Origin of the sequence: Arthrobacter sp. NicSoilB4 (assembly GCF_019977335.1) — a bacterium.
Classification (GTDB): domain Bacteria; phylum Actinomycetota; class Actinomycetes; order Actinomycetales; family Micrococcaceae; genus Arthrobacter.
In genome coordinates, this window is record NZ_AP024653.1 from 2,534,603 (window position 1) to 2,548,785 (window position 14,183).

9 protein-coding genes and 1 tRNA gene are annotated in these 14,183 nt (G+C 64.8%); 7 read left to right on the forward strand and 3 right to left on the reverse strand.

What is annotated here, in order from left to right; all coding sequences use genetic code 11:
• Nucleotides 1-92 precede the first annotated feature (92 nt).
• From LDO13_RS11505 to LDO13_RS11515, 3 genes are all read right to left on the reverse strand, one after another.
• Nucleotides 93-3,101, reverse strand: coding sequence for an Ig-like domain-containing protein (locus LDO13_RS11505; protein WP_224049766.1), 3,009 nt, complete (start codon nt 3,099-3,101; stop codon nt 93-95).
• Nucleotides 3,102-4,036: 935 nt separating this feature from the next.
• The gene (locus LDO13_RS11510; RefSeq protein ID WP_224046874.1) at nt 4,037-4,177 is read right to left on the reverse strand and encodes a hypothetical protein; all 141 of its coding nucleotides are present in this window, start codon (nt 4,175-4,177) and stop codon (nt 4,037-4,039) included.
• 133 nt (nt 4,178-4,310) lie between these two features.
• Nucleotides 4,311-4,784, reverse strand: a complete 474-nt coding sequence (locus LDO13_RS11515) for a MarR family transcriptional regulator (protein WP_224049767.1) — start codon at nt 4,782-4,784, stop codon at nt 4,311-4,313.
• Between the two features lie 105 nt (nt 4,785-4,889).
• Here LDO13_RS11515 and bcp point away from each other — a divergent pair, with 105 nt between their 5' ends.
• From bcp to LDO13_RS11550, 7 genes are all read left to right on the forward strand, one after another.
• A complete protein-coding gene (bcp, locus tag LDO13_RS11520; protein WP_224046875.1) occupies nt 4,890-5,363 on the forward strand; it encodes a thioredoxin-dependent thiol peroxidase in 474 nt (157 codons plus the stop codon).
• Between the two features lie 161 nt (nt 5,364-5,524).
• Entirely contained in the window at nt 5,525-6,208 is a 684-nt protein-coding gene (locus LDO13_RS11525; protein WP_224046876.1) for a GAP family protein, read from the forward strand.
• Nucleotides 6,209-6,272: 64 nt separating this feature from the next.
• Nucleotides 6,273-6,354: transfer RNA gene (locus LDO13_RS11530), tRNA-Leu, on the forward strand.
• 297 nt (nt 6,355-6,651) lie between these two features.
• Nucleotides 6,652-7,326 (forward strand): fasciclin domain-containing protein, encoded by a 675-nt coding sequence (locus LDO13_RS11535; RefSeq protein ID WP_224046877.1) that lies wholly within the window; start codon nt 6,652-6,654, stop codon nt 7,324-7,326.
• Nucleotides 7,327-7,577: 251 nt separating this feature from the next.
• Nucleotides 7,578-9,263, forward strand: coding sequence for an ABC transporter substrate-binding protein (locus LDO13_RS11540; RefSeq protein WP_224049768.1), 1,686 nt, complete (start codon nt 7,578-7,580; stop codon nt 9,261-9,263).
• A 78-nt stretch (nt 9,264-9,341) separates the two neighbouring features.
• A complete protein-coding gene (locus LDO13_RS11545) occupies nt 9,342-10,844 on the forward strand; it encodes a malate:quinone oxidoreductase (RefSeq protein ID WP_224046878.1) in 1,503 nt (500 codons plus the stop codon).
• A gap of 87 nt (nt 10,845-10,931) precedes the next feature.
• The gene (locus LDO13_RS11550) at nt 10,932-14,174 is read left to right on the forward strand and encodes an efflux RND transporter permease subunit (protein ID WP_224046879.1); all 3,243 of its coding nucleotides are present in this window, start codon (nt 10,932-10,934) and stop codon (nt 14,172-14,174) included.
• Nucleotides 14,175-14,183 lie beyond the last annotated feature (9 nt).

The following is a 14,183-nucleotide window of genomic DNA, read 5'->3' on the forward strand; positions in this document are numbered from 1 at the left end:
TGGTATTGGTCTGCATGGTCGTCCCCTGTCTGGGTGGTGTCGGTCGGTTGGTGTGGACGGTGTCGGCAGTGTCGACACCGTCCACCTAGTTCCTAGTTGCCCAGCGTGAGCACCAGCTTGGGCGCCAGCGTGATGCCGGCCTCTTTGGAGTTGAGGTCCAGACCGTCGCTGCTGTTGGCGTCCATACCGAGAGAGAGCTGTTGGCCGAGCTCACCGGTAAGGCCGCTGACCGTCAGCGGAATGTTGTAACTTGTGTTGGTCGTTGTCGGGCCGAGCGTGCCGAGGCTGTTGCCGAGCACCGGGCGGAGGCTGTACGTGATCCCGCCCTCGGTCCAGCTGTCATCAGCGACCAGCTTGACGTTCTGCGTGCCGATTGACCCACTCCCGGCGCTACGCAGCTGCAACGTCGCACTCTCCAGCGTCCTGCCCGCGTAGGCCGATAGGTCGAACTTCAAGTACGTGACCTCCACGGGGCTGTTGTCTACACCCAACATGACGCTCGTGCCAAAGTTCGCCCCCGCTGCCGCGCTCGTCACGTAGCTGTCGGCGGTGGCCGTGAGCGTGACGGTCTCCGAAGTGCCGCCGCCCGCGGTAGCCGTGGTGAACGTCCAGGTCTTGTCCGACGCCAACGCGTTACCGGCAGAATCCTTCACGCCCGCTGAGCCACCATTGATGGTCGCCGTGTAGGTCGTACCGGCCGCCAGATCCGCAGTCGGGTTCAACGTCGCAACGTTGTTTGTGCTGTTGTAGGACACAGCGGCTGGCACGGTCGTCGTCCCGGTCTTCAGCGTGAACGTGGCAGACGTGACCGTCGACGCAGTCATCGCTTCCGAGAACGTCCCCGTCACATTCGCCGTCACCGCCACACCAGTGGCACCGGCAGCCGGAGACGTAGCCGTCACGGTCGGGGCCGTCGTATCACCACCACCCCCACCGCCGCCGCTGCCGCTCAGCGTGAGCACCAGCTTGGGCGCGAGCGTGATGCCGGCCTCTTTGGAGTTGAGGTCCAGGCCGTCGCTGGTGTTGGCGTCCATACCGAGGGAGAGCTGTTGGCCGAGCTCACCGGCCAGGCCGCTGACGGTCAGGGGAACGTTGTAGCTGGTGTTGGTCGTTGTCGGGCCGAGCGTGCCGATGCTGGTGCCGAGCGTCGGACGGTTGTTGTACGTGATCCCGCCCTCGGTCCAGCTGTCATCAGCGACCAGCTTGACGTTCTGCGTACCTGTTGACCCGCTCCCGGCACTATGCAGCTGCAGCGTCGCGCTCTCCACTGTCCTGCCCGCGTACGCCGAGAGGTCGAACTTCAAGTACGTGGCCTCGACCGGGCTGTTGTCCACACCCAGCGTGGTACTCGTGCCAAAGTTCGTCCCCGTCGCCGCGCTCGTCACGTAGCTGTCAGCGGTGGCCGTGAGCGTGACGGTCTCCGGCGTGCCGCCGCCAGCGGAAGCCGTGGTGAACGTCCAGGTCTTGTCCGACGCCAACGCGTTACCGGCAGCATCTTTCACGCCCGTGGAGCCACCATTGATGGTCGCCGTGTAGGTCGTACCGGCCGCCAGATCCGCAGTCGGGTTCAACGTCGCAACGTTGTTTGTGCTGTTGTAGGACACAGCGGCCGGCACGGTCGTCGTCCCGGTCTTCAGCGTGAACGTGGCAGACGTGACCGTGGACGCATTCATAGCCTCCGAGAACGTCCCCGTCACATTCGCCGTCACCGCCACACCAGTGGCACCGGCAGCCGGAGACGTAGCCGTCACGGTCGGGGCCGTCGTATCCCCGCCACCCCCACCGCCGGGGCCAGGCTCGAAGAAGTTCCAGTACCGGCTTGTGGCGTTCACATCGGCGAGCACCAGTACACCGCTGTTGGCCGTGCCCCGCGCCGAACTGTTGAGATTCTGCTTCGTCGACGTCACGTTGTGGACATACTGGTCGGCGTCCACGATACGAGCCGTCTTTGTGGTGGTGAAGTTGATGTTGTCCAGCGGCGTGGACTTCTCGTAGATCGCCCCGCCCGAGGTGGTGCAGACACCAGCGTTCGTCGTGCCACTCGGCTTCGGATAGGTAGCGAACGTACGCAGCCTCTGCGTGCTCTCATCAATCAAAACGAGCACGCGGTTCGGGCACTCCGACACAGTCGCTATCGTGTTCGCGGACCACGTCGAACCATTGAATGACAACAGCTGGATCAGCGGCTGGGACGCCGAAATGAACGACGTCTTCACAGCGGCGAAGACCCGACCACCCGAGGAGTCCAGCCACTTCAAGTTCATGTGGTCATCACTGCTGCGCTGCCCCTTCACCGCCGCCACAGGAGTGGTCCAGGTGGTGTTGGTCTGTCCATCGACGTGGTAGCTCCAGTACATGCCGTCGGTGGCGTCACCGAGCTGACGGCTCCACATCACACCAATTTTCCCGTCGTACGCGATCAAAGCCGAGGTGTCGTCCACCGACACGTTGCTCAACGACGCCGGATGCGGGAACGGCGTCCCCCACTTAACGCCGGCCGTGTCAGTGACGTTCAGATAGATCCGGTTCCCCTGCTGCCACGTGGCCCACAGACGACCAGTCGAGTCCTTGTCGATTGTCAGGGTCTCAACCCGCTGGTTGTTGATCTGTTCGGAACCTAGCAGTGTGTACGTCTTCTTGCTCGCGTCGTAGCTGTAACGCCGCAACGTCGTCGGGAAGTTCGGCTCAGCCGGCAGACCGTCGTTGACGAACCGATAGCTCGCCACATACAAGGTCGACCCGTCCCACAACACATCATGATGAGTGTTCGCCCGAGTGTCCGTCGCCACACCCGTATTGACCCACGAGCTCGTGCCGCTGTTGTACCGGAAGATATGGAAATCCGAGCTGGCAGTGTCCCACAGGTTCCCCCACCAGCTCCCGTCGTTGAACCACAACGCACTCGTGGCCCGCTTCGTGCCTGTCGGCGTCCCCGTCCCCAAATGCGACGGACCCTCAACCCCAACATCACCCGTGGCGGCCGACGCCTGAACCGGCACCAGCAGAATTCCCAGCCCAACAAGCAGTGCTGCCAGGAGTGCGGCCAGCAGTGCATGGAGCCGCAGCTTCCGCGACCCGCGTCGACGATTACGGTTGCTCATGTTTTCATCCTTCCGACATTCAAACTGTGAAGTCTTGACGGTGCCGATCCACCGAGCCCCCGGCCAGTCCGGCAAGCGATGGCTTTCCATGGCCGGTGGCAGTTCATTCACGCGTTCACTCACTGGGCTTTCCTCCAGGGTGCGCCGTTGGAACTGTCCTGCTGAGCCGGGTTGTGGAGACGTGAGCGAGCCGGGCCCGCGCAGGTAGCCGGCGGGCATGGGAGCACCCATCTGCGATGAGAACCTCGTTTGCGAACGAGGGCATGCGGCGAGTGACCCCGGGAAGAATCATTGCTTCATTTGGGGTAGGAATAACCGCACCTGCTGACGCTCTCGGTAACAAGGCGGTCAGGCCGGAGGGGGAAATTGGAAGCTGGGACAAATGCATCACCACTTCATGACAATTACGGAATATCAAACGACGTCGTGCTTTTTGAAGCGCAACAATAGGGCTTGTCCGGTCATAGTCTGGTGTGTGGCCCCAGCTGTCTTAGCCATTCCCCGTGTCGTAGAGCCTATGGTCGGCCCCCAAGGAGTGTCACGAGTAGGCCATACTTGCTTTCCCTGCTATATCCACTCGGTAAGTACCGGGATTATGCGCCCCTTCTTCTCCAGGCCTGGTCAGGTCCACCTGAGTTGAGATGTCGAGGTGTTGTCGGCGTGGCGGCTGGAGGGAGACATCCCTGGCTCTGTGAATGGGTGGCGACTAAACAACCCATTTCCCGTGGAAACCCCGGCGTGCATTACTCCTGTTCCTGCTCCGGGCGGGAGCAGAAACCGCAGTGGTACAGCACCTTTTCGACGCAATCCAGCGCATATCCGCCCGATTGAACCGTGAGGATACTAATCGACCTTGTATCAATCCATATGCCCGGAACACCTGGCGCGCAGATCGGCACGAACGGTCCGATCGGGGATAGAGGAAGTCGGCTGCGTCAGGATTCCCGCCGGGCCGCGGCGGCCAATTGAAAGTGGATAGGCAACGCGAGCTGGACGGGCGACACACCGACAGGCTCGTCAAGCAGCTCGTTGATCGAGGTCTGCCCTTCCAGTTCCACAGTCATGTTCGAGTCCATGTCTTGAGCCTATGCGCAGCGGGCGCATGGTCCGCTGAGGGACACGGCGATGGTGGCATCCGCGGCACCAGCGGCCTCGACGATCCTGGACTTTATCCTGGCCGGTCCTGGGCCGAATGATCCGCTGGCCGACCTAGTTGGCCTCGACGGGCAGGCTTGGCTCCGGAGCGTTTACGATCGCCTTTGCCTCAGTGGAGGACATCTTGGTAGCCAGTTCGGTGACGACCGCCCGGAGCTCCTGCCTGAGCACGTCCGGGTCAATTGAGGCGGCGGCCAGCACGGAACGTTCCATGTCCGCGGCCTCGGCAACTGCCTCGCGGCCCCGGTCCGTCAGGGACACAACGTGGCTGCGGCGGTCGGAGGCACTGCGCTGACGCGAGATGTGACCGTGGGCTTCCAGCCGGCTCAGTGTCTTTCCCATGGTCTGCGCCTGGACGCGCACCAGTTGGGCAAGCTGGGCCTGGGTCATGGGTCCATTGGCGGAGAGCACTTCCATGGCGATAACACCGGCATGGGTCAGGCCAATGGCCCCCAGCTTCTCGTTCCAGGAGTGTTCAACAAGGCGTGCTGCCGTGGACAATAGGCGCCCCGTGGGCCAGCGATCCATATCAGGCATACCAAAGAGTATAGCGAGCGCAAGATTCGGCGGCCGCACCAACCCTCACTAGGCTGGAATATCACCACCTACAACAGCCCTGAGAAGGAGCACAACTTGCCTGAACGACTCATCCCCGGCGATCCGGCGCCTGCTTTCACCTTGAAGAATTCGGAAGGGCAAGACGTCTCCCTCGCGGACTTCCTGGGCCGCAGCACGGTGGTCTACTTCTACCCGGCAGCCTCCACCCCGGGCTGCACGAAGCAGGCCTGCGACTTCCGGGATTCCCTGGCGTCCCTTCAGCAGGCCGGCTACGACGTGGTGGGCATCTCCCCCGACCCCGTGGACAAACTCGCCAGGTTCGCAGCTGAAGAAGGCCTGGACTTCCCCCTGCTGTCCGATCTGGACCACACAGTCGCCGAGGCGTACGCGGCCTGGGGCGAGAAGAAGAACTATGGCAAGACGTACCAAGGACTTATCCGGTCCACGGTAGTTATCGACCCCGAGGGAAAGGTCGCGGTTGCCCAGTACAACGTCCGGGCCACCGGGCATGTCGCCAAACTCCGCAGGGACCTCAAAATCGACTCCTGACCGGCACATCCTTCGCGGCCCGGACAAGTGCCAGCCGAGGCGCCCTCGGGGCTCGCGGTCCCGGCGTTCCGATCATCCGCTGAGAGTGATGCGTCCAGGCCGCCCGACGGGATACCTTCGCTGAAGGTCCGCGCCCCTGTGGCGTCACGGGATGGAGCAGCGTGCTTGAACTGATCGCGGAGCTGGTGCCGCAGGCCATCGGCATGGCGGCCAGCCCGCTCCCGCTGATCGCCGTGCTGCTGATGATCCTTTCTCCAAATGGCCGGGGCAGGAGCATCGGCTTCGCCGTGGGCAGGGTCCTCGCGGTCCTGGTGACGGCGCTAGCGGCGGCGGCCCTCTCCGACGTAGCCACCCAGGGGTCAGGCGGCACACGCGTGGGCGCAGTCATCCGTCTCGTACTAGGCGTGGGACTCATCCTCCTGGCGCTCTCCAAGTTCCGTTCGCGGCCGAAGGGCGCCGCCGAACCGAAGATCCCCGGGTGGATGCAGTCCCTGGGCGGCATGCCACCCGCGAAGGCCCTGCGGACGGCATTCCTGGTCACCGCGATCAATCCGAAAGAACTGATCTTCGGCGTCGCGGCCGGCGTGGTGATCGGAAGTGCGGGCATCCCGCCAGGGATAGCTGCCGCCGCCCTGCTCATCTACACGGCAATGGCCACGATCACCGTCGTAGTGCCGGTGGTGGCCCATCTTCTGCTCGGCGATCCAGTGCGCCGGGCGCTGGAACCGGCCAAGACCTGGCTGGTGCGCTACTACGACATCATCATCGCCGTCGTGCTCGCCATAATTGGCTCGGTCATGACCGGCAGGGCCGCGCCGGCATCTAGGCCGAGACGTGTGCCGTGAAATGTACAATGGAGCCTGGTATCCGCCTCGGCGGTCCCTTGGACCGGCCAGGTGCGGGCGCCCCGCGCGAGTGGTGAAATTGGCAGACACGCAGGATTTAGGTTCCTGTGCCTTCGGGCGTGGGGGTTCAAGTCCCCCCTTGCGCACATAGTAAAGAGTCCCGGTCTTCGGACCGGGACTCTTTTGCTTAAGTGCGGCTGCTTACTGCGGCTTTAAGCCGGCTGCCGACGCCCGGCCCCTGCCGGAAACCGCTCAAAACCGGGTCGGTTCGGCCGTCAATCGATCCTGCAAAAAGAATTTCCATCCGGCACCCATCCGTTTCCCCCGAGCCCGCGAATACCCATTGAGACACCAACCAAGGGTCGGTGCCCAACAAGTCGGACAAGGGCCAGAGCGGCAATAGCGCCGCTGGCAACGATCGGCACTACAAAGGAGAAACCGAAATGCAGAACATCAAGCGCACGACTCTTTCCGTTGCAGGAATCGCTGCTGCAGCCATGCTCAGCCTTACTGCCTGTGGCGGAGCAGCCACCACGGCACCCGCATCCTCGGCCCCGGCCTCCAAGCCGATGGAAACAAGCATGGCCCCGTCGCCGTCCGCCAGCTCGGCAGCAGCCATGGATCCGGCCGCCAACCTTGTTGGGGCCGGCTGCGCAGGCTACGCCGCCCAGGTCCCCAGCGGCGCCGGCTCAGTCTCCGGAATGGCCCTCGACCCGGTAGCCGTCGCGGCGTCCAACAACCCGATCCTCACCACGCTGACCGCCGCTGTTTCCGGCAAGCTCAACCCGAAGGTCAACTTGGTGGACACCCTGAATGGCAGCGAATTCACGGTCTTCGCACCGACGGATGACGCCTTCGCCAAGATCGATCCCGCCACGATCGAAACGCTGAAGACGGACGATGCCCTGCTCAGCAAGATCCTGACCTACCACGTTGTTCCGGGCAAGATCAGCCCCGACGAGATCGTCGGCACCCACAAGACTGTCCAGGGCGGATCCGTGACGGTGACCGGCACCAAGGACGCGCTTAAGGTCGACGACGCCAGCGTTGTTTGCGGCGGCGTCATGACCGCCAACGCCACTGTCTACATGGTCGACTCGGTCCTGATGCCCAAGTAGGCAGCACCAAACCCTCCTGCCGCGGTTCCAGCCTGACTCACTGGAACAACTAGGAGAAACGAAGGCCCGCACCGCTGGTGCGGGCCTTCGTTTTTCCTGCATGGACGAGGGCACGGCCGGCTCACAGGGATCGCCCGGGCCGGTCAACTAGAATGAGGCTGTTCCGCAGCCGGCGGTCCATCCAGTTCCCCAGAGGTGATTCCCGAGTGCCCAGAAGTACAGTGCCCAGCCGTACCGTGCGCCCCCGCAATATGCAGGGCCGTGGAGCGCGGGCCGGCGCACTGCGCCGCATCGCGGCCGGCGTGGCCGTGCTCCTGACCTTGCCCCTCGCCGCCTGTACGGGCACGCCCGGCCCCGGACCCGGCTCCGCCACCTCCTCGGCCAGCCCCACGGATTCCGGCCCCAGCGCCGTCTTCACCTTCGGCACCGCCGCGCAGCCGCTCGGGCTGGATCCGGCCGTGGTCTCCGACATCGAGTCCTACCGGATCACCCGCCAGGTCCTGGAGGGACTGGTCGGCGTGGACCAGACCACGGGTCAGCCCACGCCGCTGCTGGCCACCCAGTGGAAGACGAGCGACGACGGCCGCGCCTACACGTTCAAGCTCCGCGAGAAGGTCACCTTCCAGGACGGGACGGTCTTCGACGCCGCAGCAGTCTGCAGCAACTTCGACCGCTGGTTCAACTTCTCCAGCGCGCTGCGGCAGCAGGCGCCGGGGACCACATTCAAGGGCGTTTTCAAGGCCCATGCCGATCAGGCGTCGCTCTCCATCTACAAGGGATGCACCGCCGCCGCCCCGGACAACGTCACGATCGAACTGACCCAGCCTTTTACCGGATTCCTGCAGGCCCTCACGCTGCCCGCCTTCGCCATGTCCTCGCCGCAGGCGCTTGCGGCCAAAAACGCCGATGAGCTGAACCAGAGCCGTGACGGCCAGCCCGTCTCCGCCTACGGGCTCCATCCGGTGGGGACCGGCCCCTATGTCTTCAGTTCCTGGGACCCGGGCAGCATCACGCTCGCCAGCAACAAGGACTACTGGGGCGACAAAGGCCAGATCGGCACGATCAACTTTGTCACCTACGATCACACCCAGACCCGGATGCAGGCCCTGCTCGACGGGAAGATCGACGCCTACGACGCCGTAACCATCGGCAACTTCGACCAGCTGGTCAAGCGCGGCCAGCAGATCGTGCAACGCGATCCCTTCTCCGTCATGTACCTCGGCATGAACCAGGAAGTGCCCATCCTGCAAAACGTCAAGGTCCGCCAGGCCATCGAAATGGCCTTGGACAAAGACACCCTGATCCGAAAATTCTTCATCGACAACACGGCCCAGGCGACGCAGTTCGTCCCGCCGAAGCTCAGCGGTTTCAACAACAACGCCCCCGCCCTGGGCCACAACCCGGCGAAGGCCAAGGAACTGCTCACCGAGGCCGGCTACCAGGGCGAGGAACTGAAGTTCTACTACCCGCTGAACGTCACCCGGCCCTATCTCCCGACGCCGGAAAAGGTCTACGCGGAAATCAGCAAGCAGCTGACCGCCGTGGGGCTGAACATCAAGCCGGTGCCCGTGGAATGGTCCGAAGGCTACCTGCAGAAGGTCACCTCCCCCGGCGACCACGGCCTCCACCTGCTGGGCTGGAACGGTTCCTATGCCGACCCGGACAACTTCGTGGGCCCGCTCTTCGGCGAGAACACCGGCGAGTTCGGCTACCAGGACCCGCAGGTCTTTTCCAAGATCGCCCGGGCGCGCGGCCTGCCGGACGGCAAGGAGCGGACGGAGGAATACCAGACCATCAACGCGCAGATCGCCGCCACGGTGCCCGCAGTGCCGATCGCTTTCCCGATCTCGGCGCTGGCCCTCTCCGACCGCGTGCTGAAGTATCCGGCGTCGCCGGTCCTGAACGAAGTTTTCACAAAGGTGGAGCTAAAGCCTTGACGGACGGAGCCAATTTCAGTAAGAGGCCGGTGCGGGATATTCTGTGACAGCCAGACCCGCTGCTATCGGAGACTGATTGTGACTTTCATTTCCAAGACCCAACATGCCGACGTCGTCCTGATTGGCGGCGGCATCATGAGCGCCACACTCGGTGCCTTCCTGAAGCAGCTCGAGCCGAACTGGACGATCTCCCTGTTCGAAAAGCTGGACGAGCCCGGACTGGAAAGCTCCGGGCCCTGGAACAACGCCGGAACCGGACATGCCGCGCTGTGCGAGCTCAACTACTCCCCCGCCGCCAAAGACGGCTCGGTGGACCCGGCAAAGGCGGTGCTGATCAACGAGCAGTTCCAGTTGTCCCGCCAGTTCTGGTCCCACCTCGTCACGAACGGCCTGATCGGCTCCCCCAAGGGCTTCATCAACACCGTTCCGCACATGAGCTTCGTGATCGGCGAGGACAACACCAAATTCCTGCGCACCCGCTACGAGGCGCTCAAGCCGAACCCGCTGTTCCGCTCGATGGAATACTCCGAAGACCACGCCCAGATCGCAAAGTGGGCCCCGCTGATCGTCAAGGGACGCGACCCGAAGCAGCGCGTCGCCGCCACCCGCGCCGCGGAAGGGACCGACGTCGACTTCGGCGCCCTGACCCGTGAGCTGACCGCCTACCTCGGCAACAATGGTGTGGAGGTCAATTACGGCCACGATGTCTCCGGCATCAAGCGCGCCCCCGGAGGCGGCTGGGACCTGGCGATCAAGCACCCCAAGTCCGGCGAGCACGGCTCGATCCGTGCCAAGTTCGTGTTCGTGGGCGCCGGCGGCGGGGCTCTGCACCTGCTGCAGGCCTCCGGTATTCCGGAAAGCAAGGGCTACGGCGGATTCCCGGTCTCCGGCCAGTTCTTCCGCTGCACCGACGAGACGCTTGCGGCCCAGCACAGCGCCAAGGTCTACGGCCAGGCATCCGTGGGCGCCCCGCCCATGTCCGTCCCGCACCTGGACACCCGCTACGTCAACGGCAAACGTTCCCTGCTGTTCGGCCCGTACGCCGGCTTCTCCACGAACTTCCTGAAGAACGGCTCCTACCTGGACCTCCCGCTGTCCATCCGGCCCTCCAACATCATTCCGATGCTGGCCGTGGCCAAGGACAACATGGACCTGACCGCGTACCTGGTCAAAGAGGTCGCCAAGCGGCACGGCGCCAAGGTCGAGGCCCTGCGCGAGTATTACCCCGCGGCAAAAGACGGCGACTGGGAACTGATCACCGCCGGCCAGCGTGTTCAGATCATCAAGAAGGACCCGAAGAAGGGCGGCGTGCTGCAGTTCGGCACCGAAGTCATCGCCGGCCGCGATGGATCCATCGGCGCCCTGCTGGGCGCGTCTCCGGGCGCGTCCACGGCGGTGCCGATCATGATCGAACTGCTGCAGAAGTCCTTCCCGAAGCAGTTCAAGGGCTGGCAGTCCAAGTTCAAGGAGATGATGCCCGGCTACGGCGTCAAGCTCAACGAGAACCCGGACCTCGCCGCCCGGCTCGAAGCCGACACCGCCAAGGCGCTGCAGCTGGAACCGGTCAACGCGCGCAACTGACACCCGCTCCGGGTTGCGGCAGACCTGATCCCTTTGCTGGTTAGATTCCGTTGAAGTACGTCCGCCGACCCACCAGGAGACCATGAGATGTTCCGGCTCGCAAAGCTGTCGCTGGCAAACCGGGCCCTGATCGCGCTGATCACCGTCTTCGCGTCGGTCTTCGGCGTGATCACGATGTCCTCGCTCAAGCAGGAGCTCATCCCGTCCATCGAGTTCCCGCAGATCACGGTCATTACCTCGATGCCTGGCGCCTCGCCCGAAGTCGTGGCCAAGCAGATCAGCAGCCCGCTGGAAACGGCGCTCAACGGCGTCGAAGGCCTGGAGTCGACGTCGTCCACCTCCCGCAACGGTGTCTCCCAAATCAGCATGGTATTCACCTATGGTTCGAACCTGGACCGTGCGCGGAACCAGATTGACCGGGCCATCTCCAACGCCAAGCGGTCGCTGCCGGACGACGTCCAGCCCCAGGCGATCGCCGGTAGCATCAGCGACTTCCCGATCGTGTTCCTCGCTGTCTCCTCCGACAAGCCCCTCAGCGAACTGAACGCCGATCTGGCCCGGCTCACCGTTCCGCGGCTGCAGAAGCTCGACGGCGTCCGCGGCGCCGAGGTGACCGGCGGCGCCACGCAGCACATCAAGATCCTCCCCCGCCCCGAAGCCATGGCGGCCTCCGGCGCGGGCATCAACTCCATCACCGGGGCGCTCAAGAACAACGGGACCCTCGTGCCGGCCGGCACTATCGAGGACCAGGGCAAAGCGCTGTCGCTGCAGATCGGCAGCCCGGTCGACTCGCTGGACGCCATCAAGGCGCTCCCTCTCGGTGGCACCAGCAAGGCGACAACCATCGGCGGCGTCGCCGACGTCAGCATCGCCGAGGACGCCCGCACCTCGATCACGCGGACCAACGGCAAGGAAACCCTGGCCCTGTCCGTCACCAAGAAGCCCGAGGGTGACACGGTCGGCATCTCCCACGCGGTGAAGGACCTGCTTCCCCAGCTCGAGGCCGAGCTTGGCTCCAACGCCCGGTTCACCCCGATCTTCGACCAGGCGCCGTTTATCGAGAAATCCATCAAGGACCTCACCACGGAGGGCCTGCTGGGCCTGGGCTTCGCCGTCGCCGTGATCCTGGTGTTCCTGATGTCCGTCCGCGCCACCCTGGTCACGGCCGTTTCCATTCCGCTATCGCTGCTGATCACGTTCATCGGGCTCTCAGCCACCGGCTACTCGCTGAACATCCTGACCCTCGGAGCGCTGACGATCGCGATCGGCCGCGTCGTGGACGACTCCATCGTGGTGATCGAAAACATCAAACGCCATTTGAGCTACGGCGAGGCCAAGATCACCGCAATCCAGACGTCCATCCGCGAGGTCGCCGGCGCCATCACGGCGTCGACCCTGACCACCGTTGCCGTCTTCCTGCCCATTGCCTTTGTGGCCGGCCTGGCCGGCGAACTGTTCCGGCCGTTCGCGCTGACGGTCACTATCGCCTTGCTGTCCTCCCTGCTCGTCTCGCTGACGATCGTGCCGGTGCTGGCGTACTGGTTCCTGCGGAACCCGGCTGACAAGACGGGCGGAGCCCGGGGGGACGCCGCTGGCCGTGAAACCACTGCCCGGCAGATCGCGGCGAAGGCCCACGAGGCCGAGCAGCGCACTGTCCTGCAGCGCGGCTACCTGCCGGTCCTGACCAAGACCCAGAAGCACCCGGTCGTGACCCTGATCGCGGCCCTGCTGGTCCTTGGCGGCACCGCCGCCATGACCCCGCTGCTGGCCACCGACCTGCTGGGCAGCTCCGGCGAAAACAGCATGACCGTCCGGCAGGTCCTCCCCGCCGGCACCAGCCTGGCCGAAGCCAGTGCCTCGGCAGTCAAGGTCGAGGAAGTGCTGCGGCAGATCGACGGCGTCAAGGACGTCCAGGTCACCACGGGCAACGCCCAGACCGGCTTCTCCGCCCTGCTGTCCGCCGGTGCCTCGAACTCCAGCTTCACCGTGGTGACCGAGGAGAAGGCCAACCAAGGCAAACTCAAGGACACTGTCCGCAGCGAACTGGCCAGGATCCCCGACGCCGGCAAGATCACCGTGGGCTCGCAGCAGGGCGGCTTCGGCACGTCCTCAACCGTGGACATCACGCTCAAGGCCGCCACCACCGCCGATCTCCGGACCGCGAGCGACACCATGGTTAAGGCCATGGACGGCGTCCCCGGCTCCTCCGAAGTGGCCACCAACCTGGCAGCCAGCCAGCCGGTGGTGCAGGTCAAGGTGGACCGGGCCAAGGCCGTAGCCGCCGGCCTGACCGAGGAACAGGTGGCCGGTGTGCTCGCCTCCACCATCAGCCCGATCCCGGCCGGAACAGTGCGCATCGACACCAACGACTTCCCGGTCCGGATCGGCGAAGGCACCCGCTTCACGAGCATCGACGCCGTCCGGAGGACCCCGCTGCCGACGGCGGCCGGTCCCGTGCCCCTGGCCAGCATCGCCTCCGTGGAGCAGGTCGACGTCCCCGTGTCCATTACCGCCAGCAACGGCCAGCGGACCGCCCGGGTGTCCGTCACGCCGTCGGGCGCCAACCTCGGCGCACTGAGCACCGAAGTGCAGTCCCGGCTCAAGTCCGTCCAGCTGCCGCCGGGCGTCACCGCCGAGATCGGTGGCGCCACGACCCAGCAGGCTGAATCGTTCGGCCAGCTCGGCCTGGCCCTGCTGGCAGCTATAGCAATCGTCTACGTGATCATGGTGGCAACGTTCAAGTCGCTCATCCAGCCGTTGATCCTGCTGGTCTCGGTGCCCTTCGCGGCCACCGGCGCCATCGGGCTGCTGCTCATCACCGGAGTGCCGCTGGGCCTGCCCTCACTGATCGGCATGCTGATGCTCGTGGGCATCGTCGTGACGAACGCAATTGTACTGATCGACCTCATTAACCAGTACCGCCAGCCGCGGAACGGTGAACCCGGAATGAGCGTGGCGGACGCGATCACGCACGGCGCCCGCCAACGGCTCCGGCCGATCCTGATGACCGCGCTGGCGACCGTATTTGCCCTGACCCCAATGGCGCTGGGCCTGACCGGCGGCGGAGGCTTCATCTCGCAGCCGCTGGCTATCGTGGTGATCGGCGGCCTGATCTCCTCCACCGCACTCACCCTGGTCCTGGTGCCCGTGCTGTACCGGCTGGTCGAGGGACGCCGCGAACGCAAGGCGCTGGCCAAAATGGCAGGCGGCACGGGGGCCGGAGCGGCTCCGGTCCCTTCGCGGGGACGCCGGGCCGCCCCGGGGGCAATCCCCGACGATTTCCCCGACGACCTTCCCGAGGACGCGCGCCTGCCGACGGGGTCGCGGTAGGCGGCGGGC